The sequence below is a fragment of the Butyricimonas sp. Marseille-P3923 genome (genome assembly GCF_900184685.1).
Classification (GTDB): Bacteria; Bacteroidota; Bacteroidia; order Bacteroidales; family Marinifilaceae; genus Butyricimonas; species Butyricimonas muris.
The window spans coordinates 137,146-156,377 of sequence record NZ_FXXL01000007.1 but is presented as its reverse complement, the minus strand read 5'-3'; the positions used below and the strand labels follow the sequence as shown (position 1 = coordinate 156,377).

14 protein-coding genes are annotated in these 19,232 nt (G+C 48.7%); 6 read left to right on the top strand and 8 right to left on the bottom strand.

Annotated elements, in window-relative coordinates; translation table 11 throughout:
* Positions 1-160 precede the first annotated feature (160 nt).
* A complete protein-coding gene (locus CS948_RS12095; RefSeq protein ID WP_099291996.1) occupies positions 161-841 on the top strand; it encodes a hypothetical protein in 681 nt (226 codons plus the stop codon).
* A gap of 168 nt (positions 842-1,009) precedes the next feature.
* On the opposite strand, the gene CS948_RS12090 is transcribed toward CS948_RS12095, so the two are convergent.
* Entirely contained in the window at positions 1,010-3,313 is a 2,304-nt protein-coding gene (locus CS948_RS12090; RefSeq protein WP_099291995.1) for a bifunctional dihydroorotate dehydrogenase B NAD binding subunit/NADPH-dependent glutamate synthase, read from the bottom strand.
* A 199-nt stretch (positions 3,314-3,512) separates the two neighbouring features.
* Between CS948_RS12090 and CS948_RS12085 the strand changes: the two genes are divergently transcribed.
* Genes CS948_RS12085 through CS948_RS12075 form a run of 3 tightly spaced genes read left to right on the top strand, consistent with a single transcriptional unit; the run spans position 3,513 to position 4,584 of the window.
* Positions 3,513-3,827, top strand: coding sequence for a nucleotidyltransferase domain-containing protein (locus CS948_RS12085; RefSeq protein WP_099291994.1), 315 nt, complete (start codon positions 3,513-3,515; stop codon positions 3,825-3,827).
* Entirely contained in the window at positions 3,824-4,228 is a 405-nt protein-coding gene (locus CS948_RS12080; protein WP_099291993.1) for a HEPN domain-containing protein, read from the top strand. The genes CS948_RS12085 and CS948_RS12080 overlap by 4 nt, the downstream gene beginning before the upstream one ends.
* 17 nt (positions 4,229-4,245) lie before the next feature.
* Positions 4,246-4,584, top strand: coding sequence for a translation initiation factor (locus CS948_RS12075; protein ID WP_099291992.1), 339 nt, complete (start codon positions 4,246-4,248; stop codon positions 4,582-4,584).
* A gap of 31 nt (positions 4,585-4,615) precedes the next feature.
* Here CS948_RS12075 and CS948_RS12070 read toward each other — a convergent pair whose 3' ends face one another.
* Positions 4,616-5,263 carry a hypothetical protein gene (locus tag CS948_RS12070; RefSeq protein WP_099291991.1) on the bottom strand — a complete coding sequence of 216 codons (648 nt, stop codon included), beginning with the start codon at positions 5,261-5,263 and terminating at the stop codon, positions 4,616-4,618.
* A gap of 63 nt (positions 5,264-5,326) precedes the next feature.
* Positions 5,327-5,965, bottom strand: a complete 639-nt coding sequence (locus CS948_RS12065; protein WP_099291990.1) for a DUF6266 family protein — start codon at positions 5,963-5,965, stop codon at positions 5,327-5,329.
* A gap of 522 nt (positions 5,966-6,487) precedes the next feature.
* On the opposite strand from CS948_RS12065, the gene CS948_RS12060 reads away from it, so the two are divergent.
* Positions 6,488-6,976, top strand: coding sequence for a hypothetical protein (locus CS948_RS12060; RefSeq protein WP_099291989.1), 489 nt, complete (start codon positions 6,488-6,490; stop codon positions 6,974-6,976).
* Positions 6,977-7,153: 177 nt separating this feature from the next.
* On the opposite strand, the gene glgP is transcribed toward CS948_RS12060, so the two are convergent.
* The 5 genes from glgP to CS948_RS12035 all read right to left on the bottom strand — a co-directional run bounded on the left by glgP (position 7,154) and on the right by CS948_RS12035 (position 18,177).
* Positions 7,154-11,398, bottom strand: coding sequence for an alpha-glucan family phosphorylase (gene glgP / locus CS948_RS12055; protein ID WP_099291988.1), 4,245 nt, complete (start codon positions 11,396-11,398; stop codon positions 7,154-7,156).
* Positions 11,399-11,403: 5 nt separating this feature from the next.
* A complete protein-coding gene (locus CS948_RS12050; RefSeq protein WP_099291987.1) occupies positions 11,404-12,753 on the bottom strand; it encodes a glycoside hydrolase family 57 protein in 1,350 nt (449 codons plus the stop codon).
* A 93-nt stretch (positions 12,754-12,846) separates the two neighbouring features.
* Positions 12,847-14,130: a glycosyltransferase family 4 protein gene (locus CS948_RS12045; protein ID WP_099291986.1), complete on the bottom strand. Its 1,284-nt coding sequence runs from the start codon at positions 14,128-14,130 to the stop codon at positions 12,847-12,849.
* A gap of 35 nt (positions 14,131-14,165) precedes the next feature.
* Complete coding sequence (locus tag CS948_RS12040) at positions 14,166-16,109, bottom strand: amylo-alpha-1,6-glucosidase (RefSeq protein WP_099291985.1); 1,944 nt, start codon at positions 16,107-16,109, stop codon at positions 14,166-14,168.
* 85 nt (positions 16,110-16,194) lie between these two features.
* The gene (locus CS948_RS12035; protein WP_099291984.1) at positions 16,195-18,177 is read right to left on the bottom strand and encodes an alpha amylase C-terminal domain-containing protein; all 1,983 of its coding nucleotides are present in this window, start codon (positions 18,175-18,177) and stop codon (positions 16,195-16,197) included.
* Positions 18,178-18,552: 375 nt separating this feature from the next.
* Between CS948_RS12035 and CS948_RS12030 the strand changes: the two genes are divergently transcribed.
* Positions 18,553-19,167 (top strand): WbqC family protein, encoded by a 615-nt coding sequence (locus CS948_RS12030; RefSeq protein ID WP_099291983.1) that lies wholly within the window; start codon positions 18,553-18,555, stop codon positions 19,165-19,167.
* Positions 19,168-19,232 lie beyond the last annotated feature (65 nt).

Genomic DNA, 19,232 nt, shown 5'->3' with positions numbered 1-19,232 from the left:
AGTCCGTCTAATGATAGATTGAATTTGCCGAATCATGTCTATACACGAAAAATAACGCGACTATTCGTGCGTTAAAATAAAAAAATACAAACATTTATTTTCATTTCTCGCAAATAATTCATATTTTCGTGTTATCGCCAAGTGATAAAATAAAGAAATCATGGGAACAAAGAAAAACCAATCCTCTTTCCTTGACCTCCTGCCGGGAGTGAATAGAGTATATTTGCGCACGACAACCGCTTTCAAGCGAATGAATAAATGGATTATCCGGGTATCCAAAAACCGGACAAAAAAGAAAAGCCAGATCCATCCCAAGGTGGCGATAACGAACAACACTTTCACGGGAGTGAGAAAGCTATACGCCAAGTTTCGCATCTCCATGGAGGGCTACCCGGCGTGGCTTCACGCCGTGCTTATGTACGGCAAAGAGGGACAAACGGGTGACAATTTTTTCTATCATATCAACTATGACAAAGTGGTGGGAAAAGTGGTCGCGTGCTTCCACCTCTTCCGCTTCAGCATCGGTCCCCGCCTGCTACCGTGGGATCTCACCGCCACCACCGAGGGGAGGATTATCACCATCTCGTGGAATGACCACCGGCACACCCCGCACTGCGCCCCTAACGACCTTCTGCTCGTCGGCATCATCGGCGAGAAAAAACCCGGTCGCCCCATCCTCCTTGTCGCACCCGACGCCACCAGAAAATCTGGCTCCCTCGAACTCGAACTCGCCCCGAAACTCCGCCTCGGCTCTACCATACACCTGTACCCCTTCTTCTGCAATGCCGAGAGAACGGAATTTTCCGATAGCCAACACTTGGAAGTGACGGTTGATTTATGATTTACGATTTTAGATTTACGATTTACGATTAAAAATTCCCTAATCATAAATCGCAAATCATAAATCATAAATCATAAATCATAAATCGCAAATCATAAATCATAAATCATAAATAAAAAGGGGCCATCCCTCTCGGAACAGCCCCAACACATAACAATATTATAAAGTCTATCTGGCTTTGAACATCTCGTCAATATGTCGCGCAGCACGACGACCGTCACCCATGGCAAGAATCACGGTAGCACCACCCCGCACGATGTCACCCCCGGCGAAGAGGTCGGACAGGTTGGATTGCATCGTTTCGTCGTTGACCACGATTGTGCCCTTGCGGGAAACTTCCAGTCCGGCAACAGAATTCGGGATAATCGGGTTGGGCGACACGCCCACTGCCACCACCACCACGTCGGCATCAATCGTGTACTCGGAACCTTCCACCGGTACCGGGCTGCGACGTCCGCTGGCATCGGGTTCTCCCAATTCCATCTTCTGCACCCGTACTTGTTTCACGCGTCCCCGTTCGTCAGCGATATACTCCACGGGATTCGTCAACGTGATAAACTCGCATCCTTCTTCCTTGGCGTGTTTCACTTCTTCCAAACGGGCAGGCATTTCCTCCTCGCTCCGACGGTAGACAATCATCGCGCGTTCGGCACCCAGCCGTTTCGCCGTGCGCACGGAGTCCATCGCCGTGTTACCGCCACCCACGACCACCACGTTACGACCGTGATATACCGGGGTATCGGAATCCTCGCTGTCGGCACCCATCAGGTTTACCCGCGTCAGGTACTCGTTGGAGGAAAGGATACCGTTATAGTTCTCCCCGGGAATATTCATGAAACGGGGAAGCCCCGCTCCCGAAGCCACGTAGAACGCCTCGAACCCTTCCGCTTTCAAATCAGCCACGCTGTCGGTCATTCCCACGATAAAGTTCGTGACGAATTTCACGCCCATTTTCTTCAGGTTCTCTATCTCCACGTCCACCACGCTATTGGGCAAACGAAATTCCGGGATACCGTATTTCAACACGCCGCCAATCTCGTGCAACGCCTCGAACACGGTAACGTCATACCCTCTCTTTGCCAGATCCCCGGCACAAGACAGCCCGGAAGGACCGGAACCGATCACCGCTACTTTTATACCGTTAGCCGGGGCAACCTCGGGCACGGATATATGTCCGGATTCCCGCTCGTAATCCGAGGCGAAACGCTCCAGATAACCGATAGCCACCGACGGCTTTTTCAATTTCTGTAAATAGAAACACTTGGACTCGCATTGTTTCTCCTGCGGGCATACCCGTCCGCACACTGCCGGGAGGGCACTCGTGCGCTTCAACACGGCAGCCGCCTGCAAGAACTCACCCCGCTCGATGTTCTTGATGAAACCGGGGATGTCGATACTCACGGGACAACCTTCCATGCACGTCGGCGTCACGCAGTCCATACAACGCGTTGCCTCCCGCACGGCCATATCCGCCGTCAGCCCCAAGTTTACCTCGATGCGCTGGCTCTTGATACGCTCGGCGGCAGGTGTCTCGGGCATCACCACCCGCTCGATCGCGGTACGTTCTTTTCCCGCCACTCGCTGGCGAAGTTCCTGACGCCACGCCTCGTTACGGTCGCTCACGCCACTCTTCACCTCTATATTCTCGTGTTTTACTTCCGCTTCATGTTGTAATTTAACGGCTTCATCATCCTTGAAACCACCCAGACGGGCAAGAATCTCGTCAAAGTCTATCTGGTGCGCGTCGAACTCCGGACCGTCCACGCAGGTAAAACGGGTCTTCCCGCCCACCGTCACGCGGCAGGCACCGCACATCCCGGTACCGTCGACCATGATGGCGTTCAAACTCGCTACCGTCGGTATGTCGTGTTTCCGGGTTACTTTCTCGCAGAATTTCATCATGATAGCCGGACCGATGGTCACCGCGAAATCCACTTTCTCGCGGGCGATCACTTCCTCCATACCCTCGGTGATTAATCCCTTTTTCCCGTAACTGCCGTCATCCGTCATGACAATCACCTCGTCGGAAGAAGCCCGTATCTCGTCCTCCAGTATCACCAAGTCTTTCGTGCGCCCGGCAATCACGGAGATCACCCGGTTGCCCGCTTCCTTGAACGCTTTCACGATAGGCAACAGGGGAGCTCCCCCGACGCCACCGCCACAAGCCAACACGGTACCTACTTTTTCGATATGAGTCGGTTTGCCGAGAGGTCCCACCAAATCCGTCACGTATTCGCCAACCTCCAACGCGCATAATTTCCGGGAAGAAACTCCCATCACCTGTACCACCAGCGTGATCGTTCCTCGCGCCACGTCCGCATCGGCAATCGTCAACGGCATACGTTCCCCTTTTTCCCCGACACGCACGATCACGAAATTACCCGGCTTCCGGGATTTGGCAATCAAGGGAGCCTCCACTTCCAGCTTTACAACCTTCTCTGAAAAATAAGTTTTACTTACAATTTTGTTCATAATCCATCTGTTAGTCCATTGAATTTATTTCTGCCCCGCTATCGTTTTCGACTTCAAGCCGCAAAGATAACGAACACGGTTAAAAAAACAACCAATTCATTTTAGAATTATTTACCCGGAGTTGCCTTCGGCAAGTTGCAGGTTGATTTGATTTTTTCGGATATATTGGCTAACTTTGCCGTAAATAAAGTGTTTAACGATGAAACGTCCGCATATAATAAAGCGCATACGCGAAGCCTTGTCACAAGTTGTTCCCACGGCCAAAACCATTTTGTACGGCAGTGAAGCTCGCGGGGATGCCCGTCCGGATAGTGATATTGATCTGTTAATTCTCGTTGACGGTGATAAACTGACAATCCAAGAGGAAGAACGCATCATTTCTCCCTTGTACGACATAGAACTGGAAACCGGTGTGCAAATAAGTGCCCGCGTCTTATTAAAGAAGTTTTGGGAAAATCGTCCTTTCAAAACTCCTTTTTATATAAATGTCACAAACGAAGGTATCGTGTTATGAAAGAACAATTAAGCCAAGAAAATACAGAAGCACTAGTTGCTTATCGTCTTCAACGTGCCAAAGAAGCATTAGCGGAAATTCCTTATTTGAAAACCCAAGGTTATTATAATACAGCTGTTAACCGCCTTTATTATGCATGTTATTACGCAACAGTTGCCTTACTAATTAAATACGGTATAAACCCGGGAACACATGCCGGAGTCAAACAAATGCTCGGCATGCACTTCGTAGCGACCGGACGTTTACCAAGAGAGCTGGGGCGTTCGTTTTCTGTACTTTTTGAACGTAGGCACAGTAGTGACTATGATGACTTTGCTTATTCAGACGAAGAAGAAATAAATGAATTACTACCAAAAGCGATTGCCTTCATTAAAGCTATTGAAGATTTACTCCAAGAATAAGACATAATAACAAGAACATGAGCAACAAGAACGACAAGAAAGGACGCGTGAACGTGGTGTACTCCACGAACCCGGACTTCCGGTACGAGTATGACGAGGAGAACGAGACGGAAACGCTTGCCCCGGAGAAGCAGAACCTGCGGGTGACGCTCGACTCGAAGCAACGCAAGGGAAAGACGGTGACGCTCGTGCAGGGCTTCGTGGGGACAGAGGACGACTTGAAGGAACTTGCCAAATTGCTGAAGAATAAATGCGGCGTGGGCGGATCGGTGAAGGACGGGGAAATCATCATCCAAGGGGAGCTGAAAGAAAAGATACTCGCTATCCTGCGTGAGAACAAATACAGGGCGAAATAGCCCTGTATCATAACTCGTGAAAGGCAAAACCTCACTTGACACGAAAATACCTACATCTAGAAAAACCTTCCCCGTCCGCTCGCTCGAAAAACACGTACACGTGAGCACTTCGCCCCACACTCTCGTTCAAGCGGAATACCCCTTCCTTGTTCCCTCTCGCTCCACTCACCTCCAGCGCCACGCGAGGGGACAATGGTTTATCATCATATATCACGCCAACTCGTAATCGATCACTACCCGCCGCTTTATCCCAATCCCGCTCATCTTCCCACGTTACCCGAAACCACTCCCCGTCTCGGTCTATTTTTATATTTCGCGGCAACAACAACTTCCCCGTTGAGAAACGCAACCCTTCGAAATCCACCAACATCCCCATCGTGTCAAAACACGCGTAATTCTCCTTTAAAAACAGATTGTGCGGGAGCATCCCCTCCTCTCTCCCCGCTAACCTCCAAATAACCGGCGACACGGACAGACCGTACGCCTTGTAAAAAGCCTGCACCGCAGTAAACCTCGTGATCGCCCCCTGCTTCTTCATGCTATGCCCGTTCACCTCCCACGCCCTTTTCTTCCCGGGAATAGCCACCCGCCGTGCGCACCACGTTTCACCTCTTTTGTAGATAATCAAATTACCTCTCTTGCCACGCAAGATATTATTCATTAAATCTTCCATCTTCATAAACCTCAAAAATAAAGCGGGAGGAAACCTGCGGTGGGTTGCCTCCCCCTATTTCATTTAAATTCAATCCCCGCTCCCTAAATTCACGTGCAAGGTATTGGATGCCATCTTGCCATCCGCTCTCACCGCGAAAGCGTAGGCTTCAACACTCTCCACCTTCCACGTTCGCGGGATACTCGCCGACGTGGAGCCGCTCTCCCCTCTATCGCGAAGTGCAACCAAACGACACAACTTCTGCTCCTTCTCCAGCAACACGCCATACACCCGGTCATCCAGGTAACAATCCGAGTCCACCTCCATCTCCGTTTGCGAGAACATGACCTTACCGGTCTCCACATCCAACGTGGCAGTCACCTCGGGAAGCATCAACCTCCCTTTCGAGCACTTCAAACGCTCGTAATCCACCACGACCACCCCGTCTTCAACCGAACAAACATCCTTGTTACACGAGAAAAACGCGTTCGATGGCGTCCATTTTCTATCACGTTGCGGGAACCCCACTTCACTAACATGGCACATGGCAAGTGCCAAAAGACTCAATTCCGTAAACTTCATACGCTGCTCGACAACCTTTTCCGATTTTGATTTTTTACCGGGAATTCCTTTTTTACGGGCAATATTATCACCCTTCCAAAAATAATAAGTCGTTCCACCTATGGAACCTTTGTAACCTCCAGCGAGGTCTGGGTAAATCTTTCCCATAACAAAAAATATTTAAATAAATTATTATCTTTAGCCCCTCTTCCAACACCCACTTTCACTGGGAAATTTCACGACTCTTGCAAATTCAAAATTTATTACACCCTAAAATTAAACGTCTCAAACGACTATACAAAATTAAAAACAAACCGTAAATTTAAACAACTTAGTAAATTAACACCCCAAAAAATTTATCTTCTAGCCAATCCACTTTCCCGATACAATTAACTGACAACTTGTGCTCACCGCATCAAGTTTTTCTGGTGCAAATATACACGCTATTTTTTAATATTCCAACAAATAATAAGTAAAAATTAAATAATTTTATACACAACAATACTAGTTATATATAAAAAAACTCAACACCATCATATAATCAACTATAATTCAAACGATTCCCGTTTTTAAAGACAAAAAAATCCACACCAAATTTTTTACTATCATGAACCATTATGAACTTGATTGATATACCACCTTGCAAATATCTTTGCGGAAACTTAATTGTCAAACAAATATCATAACAGTATGAAAAAATTAATTTTACTTTCAATTATCGGTTTTGCGCTCTTCACGAGTAGCTGTTCAACACTTAGCAGAACCACCAACGTGGCGAGAAACGCAAACACGGACGTTTTAATCAACCCCATCAGCGCATCTTTGGACTTGAACAACGCACAAAAAATCACAGGAGAAGCACAAGCTTGGTATGTCCTTTGGTTCAGAGTATGGGGTGACAAAAAGTACACAGAAACATCACAAGAAGGAAGTGCCTCCGTGTTCAAAGGTAGAACTTTAAAAGTTCGCTCGGCAGCCTTGTACAAAGCTTTGGACGGGAAAGACTATGATGTTGTATTAAGCCCCCGATATGACACGAAAATGAAAAGTATCTTATTCGGTCTGATAAAACGTTATCAAGTGAAAGTTAACGCGTATGGAAGCAAAATCAATGAATTAAAGCATAGAAATCCAGGAGAAGAAGATTACGACATAATGCTATATAATCGTAAACGATAAATCGTTTAAAACTTTTCTTCACAACGCATGAACGAGGGAGTGTCGCGACACTCCCTCGTTTTCGATTCATCAAATCCAATTAAAAAAAACATCATAACCCCATCACCACTCCACGCCGAGGGTAATGATGGAGTAGTAATGAAGTAGTAAAGGGGTGGAATCCCCAGGTACCTTCCTCTAAACCCACTTCACCAAAGCAAAATCCTGCCTGTGCGGTAACAAGATATTCTTCGGGAATATCCGCAAGCCCAGCATGAACTGCCCGGGATCATCGGGAGTTACCTCGATCGAGTAAAGTCCCTTACCATTCTCGAAAGAAACGGGAACGAACTCCTGCGTGAAGCAAACCTCGAGCCGCTCGTCTTTCTTCATCATGGCAACCAACTCGATACCCACGTCGTCAAGAGATAATTCCCCGAGATCGAGAGTAACTTTTGCCTGATAGGATTTCCCGAGAGAAATAATCTGCTTGGATTTATCCGGTAATATCAAACCGTCTACCTGCACGGAATCCCATTCGCGGCTTACCTTTTTCTTCCACTCCGCGATCTGATTCGCCAAAGCATAGTTATTCTCGCTCAAACGGTGATAACGGCGGGACATCGGAAGATAGAATTTATCCTCGTAATCCGACAACATCCGGTTAGACGTGAAGTTTGCTGCCACCTTGGCGATCGTGTTCTTGATAAACCCTGCCCACGAAGCGGAGATCCCGTCAGCCGCCTTATCGTAGAAAGCGGGGGCGATCTCCGACTCGATAATATTGTATATCATCTCGGAATCCAGTTCATTCTGAAATTCCTGATTCTCGTATGCCCGTTCCATCGGCAAAGCCCAACCGGCATCTTTCTGGTAACCTTCCACCCACCATCCGTCGAGGACGCTGAAATGCATCACCCCGTTCATGGCGGCTTTCTCGCCACTCGTACCGGAAGCCTCCTGCGGCCGCGTGGGCGTGTTCATCCAAACATCCACCCCTTGCACCATCAGACGTGCCAAGTCCATATCGTAATTCGGCAGGAACAATATCTTACCCAAGAACTGCGGGTATTTCGACACTTCCACGATACGTTTAATCAAATCCTGTCCCGCTTGATCCGCCGGATGTGCTTTCCCCGCGAAAATAAACTGCACGGGACGATTCGGGTTATTCACGATCTCGTTCAAACGATCGAGGTTGCGGAACAACAGGTGTGCCCGCTTGTACGTCGCGAAACGACGGGCAAAACCAATCGTCAGTATATCATCCCGCAACGTGTCCTGAATATCCACGATCTGTTTCGGGGTAAAATATGCCGTGACCTGCTCGTCCGCCAAACGATGCTTGATATGACGGATCAACCGGGAACGCAAGATGTTGCGCGTTTCGCTGATGATTGAATCGGGCACTTGATAAATACCCTCGAAACAAGCCTTATCGTAATGATGCGTCTTGAACTTCTCACCAAACACGCCTCCCTGTATCTTTTTCCACTCGGGAGCCGCCCACGTCGGGTAGTGCACCCCGTTAGTCACGTAACTGATATGTAACTCTTCCGGCATGTAACCCGGCCACAAGTCCTTGAATATATCCCGGCTCACCTTGCCGTGCAGCCAGCTGACACCGTTCACCTCCTGCGACAGGTTCGCCGCGAGGAAGCTCATGGAGAACTTCTCGTTCGGGTCGTTCGCGTTTACCCGTCCCAAAGCCAACATCTGTTCCCACGTGATCTTCAACCGATCAGGCACGAACCAGAAATAAGTCTTCAACATACCTTCCGAGAACGAATCATGTCCGGCAGGAACCGGGGTATGAGTCGTGAACAACGAAGAAGCACGAACCACTTCCATCGCTTCCGCGAATGAAAGCTGACCGTCCGCCACGTATTCCCGCAAGCGTTCCAGACCGGTAAACGCGGCATGTCCCTCGTTACAATGATAAACATCCGCCTCGATGCCCAGCTTGCGCAAAGCACGGATTCCACCGATACCCAACAATATCTCCTGCTTCAAACGGTTTTCCCAATCCCCGCCATACAGGAAGTGCGTGATACTACGGTCTGCTTCTTGATTATCCTCGTAATCAGTATCCAACAAATAGAGTTCCACCCGTCCCACGTTCACTTTCCAGATACGGGCATACACATCCCGTCCGGGGAAGGTTAAACTGATAGTCAACCAATTACCATTAGCGTCACGCGCCGGGACTACCGGAATCTTCGTGAAATCCTGCGCCTCATACTCCGCTTCCTGATTACCGGCAGCCGAGAATTTCTGGGTAAAGTAACCGTAACGATACAACAAACCTACTCCCGTTATCTTGGTTTTCTTGTCACTTGCCTCTTTCATGTAGTCCCCGGCAAGGACACCCAAACCACCGGAATATATCTTCAATGACGAATGTAACCCGTACTCCATGCTGAAGTAAGCGATGGAAGGCTCACTCATCTGCTTTTTTTCCTCCATGTACTTCGAGAACTTATTGTACACGGCCTCTAAACGTGCCACGAACTCCTCGTCATTCTCCAACTCCTTGTAGCGATTCAAAGAAATCTTGTCCAACAAGGCGATGGGATTATGGCGGGTCAGCATCCATTGCAACGAGTCGATGCTCTTGAACAAATCAATAGCCTCCTCGTTCCAACACCACCAGAGATTATTCGTCAACTCCTCCAACGCCCTCAACCGTTCCGGGATGGAACGATGAATGATAACCGAAATCCAGTTCGGCGTGGCAGAAGCGCTCTTCTTCTCGATAAACGACCATTGCTCCTCCTCCACGACCGGAAGTTCGGCGATACGCTCGTTCACCTTGCCGACAGCCACGCGGTAGGCATCGTTGTAATAGGACACCAGATTCTCCCACAAGGCAATCTTGGACACTTCTTTCGCATTCTTGCATATAGCTTGGAAATCCCGCTTGTTCATGGCGGCAACCTCCTTTATCTTGTCGGCTATCTTCCGTACCACTTCCTCGTTATTCCGGTCATCCCGACGAATCACCTCGATACCGGGATGCGCTTTCTTGTAATGGGATTCCACCCACAACCCGAATCCCGCCAAAGTCGTCGTGATAGTCGGCACCTTGAACGCCAGACTTTCCAGCGGCGTGTATCCCCACGGTTCATAGTACGAGGGAAACACTGTCAAATCCATACCCACGAGCAGGTCATAATAAGGCATATTGAATACCCCGTCATTCCCGTTCAGGTAACTCGGACAGAAAAATACTTTCACTTTGTCCTCCGCCCGGTTCAACAACTGTTCCTCGCCCAGTTTCCGCAACACGGGATCGTTCTGCGGGTCGGACAATTCGTGTGTCATATAGGGCAACACGGTTTCCACCGCTTGATACGGACGTTCCAGATTATTTACCAATTCCCGGTTCACGCCCTTGAAGCCTGCCGGAACAAGAATGAAAGCAAGGATATCCCGTTTGTTTTCCGCGTTCCGGTTCAAACGTCCCAACGCCTCGACAAACACGTCCAGTCCTTTGTTCTTGAACTCGTAACGCCCGCTGATACCCACTATCAACGCGTCTTCCGCCACAGCTCTGCCTAACTGTGCCTGAGCAACTTTCAACAACCTATCACGCCCTTCCTGACGTTTCCTCGGGTAATTCGCCTCGTCCGGCGTAAAACTATTCTCGAACCCGTTCGGGGTAACCGTATCCACGTTCTTGCCCAAGAAATGCGCACACTCCAACGCCGTGATATCACTCACCGTCGTGAAGGCATCCGCCCATTCCGCCGACTTGCTTTCCAACGACTGTTTGGCAGTCACACCAAAACGCCTTGCCGTTTCCGCGGGGTCATAATCCTTCATCGGATCGTATAACGGCAACCCGTTCCCGGCGATACTACGTCCGAGTACCGTGGCATGAGTAGTGAACACGCACCCAATCTGTGGCATCACGTCCCGCAAGTAAAGCAACCCGCTTCCGGTCATCCACTCGTGGAATTGCGCTATCACCTGCTGACGCGCGGACACATGGTAACGCACGAAACTCTCTATCACTTTTCCCGCCGTGAACCCGAACAACACGGGTTCGATGTAGTCCCACTGTCCCGTGAGCGAATCCACTTGAAACTTATCCCAGAAAGAGGTCAGTATCTGATCTTTCTGCGGGATAAACGAGGTGAAATCCACGAGTATTACCGCCGGGTTACCCGCGATATTCCAACGTCCCACTTTTATACGCACCCCCTCCTGCGCGGCTTTCAAACGCCACGATTTAAACAAGTGGGGATCTTCCGTGAACTCGGGGTTCGGTACATCATACCGCCACACGTCGGGTCCGATCAATATATGGTTGTTCTTGAATTCCCCGGCCATACTCAACACCTTCGTTGAGATCACCGTGTGTATACCTCCAACCTTATTACACACTTCCCAGCTTACCTCGAACAAATAGGCGGGATTTTTCAATTCCAAATTGTTCATACTTTTTAATGTTTTGACTTAACTTTTTTCTCCTTGTCGTCCACCTTTTTTGATGTCTTCGCAGAACTTTCCGCACTCTTTTTTTGAGGCGTCCTCGTCGTTTTCTTTGATTTCACGGGGCTTTCCTCTTTATCGGTGTCCTTTTCATCTACAAGTATACGCTTTTTTTCCATATCCTCCACCCTCAAGATAACATCACTTAACACATTCATGTAATTAATAAATGCCTCGTAAGGAGTTTCGTAAGGAGAAACGTAACGGTGGAAATCATTATCCGAGAATAGTTTTGTCCTCATATAATAGAAATGGTCGCTCGATTGCAAACGCCAGTAATCCTTATCCAGAGCCTGATCGTTCAACGCCCTCACCCGAGGTTGTATCTTGAACAACTCCTCGAATGCCTCCGTTTGCAGTTCGTTCCCTAACCATCCTGTAATATCTTTTTCTTCATCCGACCATGAAATCGGGTATGGCACGTGCAAGGGTGCCACGGGTTGATGCTTCTTCACCACCTCTTTCGGCGTCAAAAACTCGAAATCCGTCATGGAGAATATATATTCCGGCAACGATCGCATAAACTCGAAAATACCCGTTTCTGCGGATTGGTTCTCGCCGAACGTTTCGTAATTCATAAACAGATTCACTATCTCGCTCTCCGCCGCACTCTCGTTCAACCAACGGGCGTATTTATCCGCCGTGATCGGCCACTCGTTCCAACCCCGCTCGCCAAAACGCATGGAAAGATCATCGCTCAACCGGGAATTCTTCAACAACAACTTCAGTTTCGGGTTCGCCGCGTTCGTGTACAGGAAATTCGGACTCTTCCATCCCAACACATGCTTCGCCCCGTCCGTCAGCATCGCTTCAAATCCCATCGCGGCCACCCGCTCCCCGATCAGATCGGAATATATCAACGAAGAATTGCGCAGCGTCACCGGTTTCTGACCGAACAACTCCTCCATTCTCTCCACGTGCCGCTTCACCTGCAACTCGAATTCATCGGTAGACGAGAGGGATGCCAGCGAATGGGGATAAGTTTCCGCCAGAAACTCCACGCACCCGGTCTTCGCCAACTCTTGGAAACTCTCGATCACCTCCGGGGTATGCAGGGCAAACTGTTCCAATGCCGACCCGGAAATGGAAAAACTCACCTTGAAATTCTCCCCGTAATGCTTAATTATATCCATGATTAACCTGTTCATCGGCAAATAGCATTTCTCCGCCACCCGCCGGATTGTCGAGCGATTCACGTACTCGTCAAAATAATCATGACGTTTGCCTATATCAAAAAAGCGATACCTTCTCAGTCTCACCGGTTGATGTATCTGAAAATAGAAACACAATGTCTTTCTCATAACCATACATTTTTAATTGAGAATTGAAAATTGAAAATTGAAAATGACTTCTCCCTTTTCTTCCTTTTCAACCGTCTATTTTTATTACTTAATTTAAATTCCTAACACGTTTTCGTACACCTCTTTTACTTTTAAAGCGGCATTTTCCCATTTCAACTGATTGACTTCCTCCAATCCTTGTTCACCCGCCATTTTACCCAGTGCAGGGTAAGACAGTAAAGCATACATGGCGTCCGCCAATGCGTCCACATCCCAATAATCAACTTTAATAGAATGCTTCAAAACCTCTGCCACCCCGGATTGTTTGGAAATGATAGTGGGTACACCCGCCCTCATTGCCTCCAGCGGAGAGATACCGAAAGGTTCGGAAACAGAAGGCATCACGTACACGTCGCTGTACGAGAACATCTTCTGCACGTCGTCCCCCCGCAAGAATCCGGTGAAATGGAACTTTGTCGCTATCTTCAACTGTGCCACCCGACGGATAGACCGGTTGAACAGGTCACCGCTTCCCGCCATAACGAAACGCACGTTAGGATAACGTTTCAAGACTTTGTACGCTGCTTCTATAAAATACTCGGGACCTTTCTGGAAAGTGATCCGTCCCAAAAACGTAACCACCTTCTCTTTCACGCCCCGTTCAACTTCCATGTCCTCGCGTGTTTGAAAATCCACGGCGTTATGAACGGTCACCACCTTGTCGGGATCAATACCGTAACGATTGATCACGATATTACGCGTCAAGTTACTCACGGTAATCACCCGGTCGGCGACCTCCATTCCCCGCCGTTCGATATCATACACCTGTTGGTTCACATGCTCCCCGCTCCGATCATACTCCGTGGCGTGCACGTGAATCACCAGCGGTTTGCCCGAAACCTTCTTTGCCACTATCCCGGCAGCATACGTCAGCCAGTCGTGCGCGTGTATAATATCAAAATCCTGCTGCGCCGCTATCGTCCCAGCCACCATGGCGTAGCGTGCAACCTCCTCCATCAGATTCGCCCCGTATTTACCGGAGAACTGAAACTTGTTACGGAAAGTGATATGTTCCCCGTGCTCCCCGGTCTTCACCGCTTCTGTCACCGTTCTCTCGAAAGTTTCCGGATCGAGATAAGGCACCAGATTGGAACCGATCTCCATAAAGTTCACGTTCTGCCAGTATTCGTCCAATGTAGAATACTCGCTCATCATTTCTACATCACTCGCATTAATGATCTTTGCAACACTTTGGTCTTCATCACCCCCGGCCTTAGGCATAACGAACATGATTTTGACTCCATGTTTAGCCAATCCCTTCGTCAAGCCGTAACTGGCCGTTCCCAAGCCCCCTGCAATATGTGGTGGAAACTCCCACCCAAACATCAATACTTTCATATTATATAATTTATATGTGTGGCAACATGAATGATTTATTCATATTTTCTAATTAATTCCATGCTTCTCAAGACTTCTCCCACACTCCAAGCCTGAGATATGCTTCCGTTCGGGTGATGTGGAGGATCACCGTCATACACTTCGGCAATCGAACATACCCCGTAAAGCGTCATATCATCCTCGAATCCATCCAACAACTCCTTCGCCTCGGGTAAAAACTGTTTCCCGTACAACTTCAGATTCGCTTCTATATACGCCCCAATCAGCCAAGGCCATACCGTACCTTGATGATACGCTTCGTCCCGGTGATTCTGGTCGCCCTCGTAATGCCCGTGATAATTCGGGTTCTCGGGTGATAAGGTACGGAGTCCCTTGGGGGTCAACAATTCTTTGGTAATCACCCTCAACACGCTTTCTTTCATATCGTCGGTAATCGGGGAATAAGCTAAAGAACAAGCGAATACCTGATTGGGTCTTACCCACAGGTTCTGTCCCCGCTCGTCCGCGTAATCCGCCAGATACCCCTTTTCCTCGTTCCAGAAAGTTTCCACGAACGACTTCCGTATCAACTCCGGCATATCTTTCCATTCTTCAACAAATTTCTTGTCTTTTGCCTCTTCTGCCAACTTTAACGAGTAGCAAACGGCATTGTACCATAACGCGTTGATCTCAACGGCATACCCGGCTCTGGCTGTCACGGGCACACCTTTTACCACGGCGTCCATCCACGTCAACGCTTTGCCGGGCTGCGACGCCCAAATCAGACCGTTACCGTCCATATGCAACCCGGGGTTAATACCGTCCCGGAACGCCGTCAGAATCGCTTTCATCTTGCTCCCGTAGGTCTTCCATATCACTCCCGGTTCGTTCAGAGCCTCGTCATACTGTTGCACCGCCCAGAAGTACCACATCGGGGCATCTATCGAGTTATATGCCGCTTTATCCCCCTTACCGATATTCGGGAACAAGCCGTTGTGTAACTGCCGCGACATCGTGTCGAGCACTTCTTTACACTCCTTCAAGTTGCCGCAGGCAGCCAACGTCAAACCGGGCAAGGCAATAAACGTGTCACGTCCCCATCGCCCGAACCACGGGTAACCCGCCACCACCTCCGTGTCTTTACCGTCATGCACGATAAACTGCGAAGCGGAATAGGTCAAACAACTCTCGCAATCGTCACGGTGTTTCCGTTTTTCTTCCAATTGTTGGAACTTACGTTTCAAACCGCCGGTTTTTACTTCCTCCGTCGAAGCGGAGAAAATGATACTCTCTCCTTTCTTGATCGGCACCTCCAAGTATCCCGGCACGAACAAATCTTCCTTGTAATCATACCCGCGTGCCTTCTCCTCCAAGTATTCTATATTATAATACCAGTCGGGTACCGCCACGAACTCGTTCGCCTTGCTCAACTGCATATTCAACGCCGGAAACCCGACGTAGAGCTTCGAACGGATACCGTTTTCAACCGTCTCGTACTTCGTGTTTGCCATCATATTCGCCCGGCTCAACGCGTGCGCGTTGCGATAGGCAAGAAACGGCTTCAAACGCAGAAACGTTTCCGAATGAGCGTCTTCCAGTGTATAACGTATCAATAACTGTGCCTCATTGTGCACCATCAAGATTTCTTTTTTTAATACGACGCCTCCTACCCGATACGTCAATGTAAACAGCGGATCATATTCCAGATCCACGATATATTTATGCCCGCGAGGCTCGTATATCCCGGGGTATTTGTGTATACCCAAGTTAAATTCCTTGCCGTGCTGAACTATCGTTTCGTCCAACGAGGACAACAACACGTGGTTCTCCCCGCCGAACTCCTTGATCGGCACAACCAGTAACCCGTGATACTTCCTCGTGTTATAACAGACTATGGTCGTCGAAAAATATCCCCCGGCCCTATTGGTCGAAAGCACCTCTCTTTTTAAGGAATATTCCAAGTTAACCAATTCTTCTTTGTTGAAATTCAAATAACTCATGTTTCAATTTTAGATTTAATGATTTTAGATTTATAATTGCAGATTTCATTAATCGTAAATCGTCAATCATAAATCATAAATTATTCTATGATCGTCGTAAGATCATCCCCGTTCTCGCGGGTATATATAAACTTAACTGTCCCCGACCGGGCGACACGTAACGGGTGAAATGTTCCGTCCCGTGGTTTATTCGTCCCGCCCCGTCAAATGCCTTGTCATCCGTGTCCAGAATATAGGTAAACTTACCGGAAGGTGCGTCAAACTTGTAATCCGGGAAAGACTTCTCCGGGTTGAAGTTAAACACGAACATCACGTCCCCCCGCGTAAAGATCAATATCTGCCGCTCGTTATCCCGAACCAGCGGTTCCGGACGCCAATCGAACACGCGGTTATCCGTTACAGCCTGCAACATGGCTTTATCGAAAACGTTGAGGAAACGGAAACGCAGGTTCTCGTCGTCAACCAGACTCCACAACCTCCGGGCGTGCTCGTAGCTCCAACCGTTGCCTTCCCGCGGGAAATCTATCCATTCCGGATGTCCCCACTCGTTACCCATGAAATTCAGATAACCGTCTGCCGCCGTGCCTATCGTCACCAATCGGATCATCTTGTGAAGCGCCATGCCCCGGTCTACAATGACATTCGAGTCAAACACACTCATCGAAGTGTAAACGGCCTTATCCACCAGCCGGAAAAAGATCGTCTTGTCACCCACCAACGCTTGATCGTGACTCTCGGCGTAACTAATCGTGTGTTCCTCATCCCGCTTGTTCGTCAACTCGTAGAACAGATCGCCCACGTGCCACTCCTCGTCCCGTTTCTCTTTCAGCAATTTAATCCAGTAATCCGGCGTACCCATGTTCATCCGGTAATCGAAGCCCATCCCCCCGTCCTCTATCGGGGAAGCCACGCCGGGCATACCACTCACGTCTTCGGCTATGGAAATTGCATCGGGCAATACTTGATGAATCACCCGGTTTGCCAAAGCCAGATAAGTAATCGCGTTCTCGTCCTCGTTCCCGTCGTAATACATCGAGTATTCCGTGAAACTCCGTTCGATACCGTGATCCCAGTAGAGCATACTCGTGATCCCGTCAAAACGAAAACCGTCAAAATGAAACTCCTCCAACCAGTATTTACAGTTCGACAACAGGAAATTCAACACTTCATGCTTCCCGTAATCAAAACAACGCGAATCCCACAACGGGTGGTGTCCCCGCGCACCGGGATAGAAATACTGGTCTGTCGTGCCGTCAAAACGACTTAACCCCTCCTCCTCGTTGTTCACCGCGTGAGAATGCACGATATCCATGATCACCCGAACCCCCATACCGTGTGCCGCGTCAATCAAGGCTCTCAACTCTTCCGGAGTCCCGAAACGGGAACTCACGGCGAAGAAATTAGCCACTTGATAACCGAACGAACCGTAATACGGGTGTTCCTGTATCGCCATCAATTGTATCGTGTTGTACCCCAAGTCCACGATCCGGGGCAACACGAACAAACGAAATTCCGTGAATGTCGCCACCCTCCGGTGCTCCGTCGCCATACCGATATGCGCCTCGTAAATCAAGGGATTCTCCGCGCGGGGCGGTCGCTCGTTATGCATCAAATAGGGATGCAGCGGCTCCCATACCTGCGCGCTGTACACTTTCGTGTATTCGTCCTGTACCACCCGTCTGACGTGCGAAGGCAGACGTTCGCCGCTCCCGCCGTCCCATTCCACCAACAGGCGATACAGCATCTCGTGAGCCAACACATCCGCCGGCAGACGAATTTCCCAATTCCCGCTGCCCGCTTTGGTTAGCGCGTAATCGGGATGCTTCCGCCAATCATTAAACTCCCCGAGGAAATAAATCGCCGTGGCGTTCGGTGCCCATTCCCGGAACACCCATTCGTTCGCCGTCCGGTGTAACCCGTAATATAAATAAGAGTTACACGAATCAGCCAACCGTGTAGTCCTGTACGTGAATTCCCGCTCCATATCCAGCACCTGACGGTGCCTCCGCTCGATAATCCCCTCGTACGGCCGTAATAATTTATCTTGTTCCACGAGTTTTAGCATCATATATCTTTTTTTAATCAATTACTTTTCAAATCAACCGCTTTAATGTTACAATCCGGTTAGAAAACGGTTACCATTAATTTACGTGGAATCATGGCTTTTGTTCTATTCACGGGTAAAAAATTATCCTCCTTTCTTGCCAACCCGTGAAGTCCCCCACCGAACCGGGACAATATTCTTTTCGCCTTACAATATACAACAATTGAACCACATTCCATACTTTTTAGGTATATATTTGTCAAAAAAGAGAAAATATTACAGATTTCCGTTCAAATGAAAAATTCTTATCTTTGCCACGCTAAAAAAGCCACAAAGCCGACACGTTTGATTTTTCAATCATAAATCAAGAAATCATAAATCGTAAATGAACAAAAATATATGAATATACTCGTCAACACCGCCTATTTTCCCCCGATTCAATACTTCTCGGAGATCAAGAACTGTTCGGAAATACTCGTCGAACAACACGAGAGTTACGGGAAACAAAGTTATCGTAACCGTTGCGACATCATGACCGCCAACGGCGTCATGACCCTCTCCGTTCCTGTCGTGAAAGGGGCTTCCCTCAAGATTCTCACGAAAGACGTACTCGTTGACTATTCCACCAACTGGCAGAAACTCCACTTCAAGGGCATCGAATCCGCCTACAAGAATTCGCCTTATTACGACTATTATATTGACAACCTTCTTCCCTTCTTCGAGCGAAAAGAAAAATACCTCCTCGACCTCAACACGAAAATATTACGCGAGCTCATGGAAAACATCGGTCTTAACCGCCCCCTCACGTTCACGGAAGATTATTACCCCATCACCGCGAACCACGACGACCTCCGTGACGTCATCCACCCAAAACCGTCCCGCCGCCGCGCAGAACGCCCTTTCACGCCCAAACCATACCACCAGACCTTTGCCGAGCGTTTCCCATTTACCCCCAATCTCAGTATCATAGACCTGCTTTTTAACATGGGGCCGGAAACGGGAGGTTATCTTTAATTCGCTTTCAGCGAATTAAAGGTTGCATTTGCCTTCAGCAAGTTGCTTCGGGAATCTTTTCAATC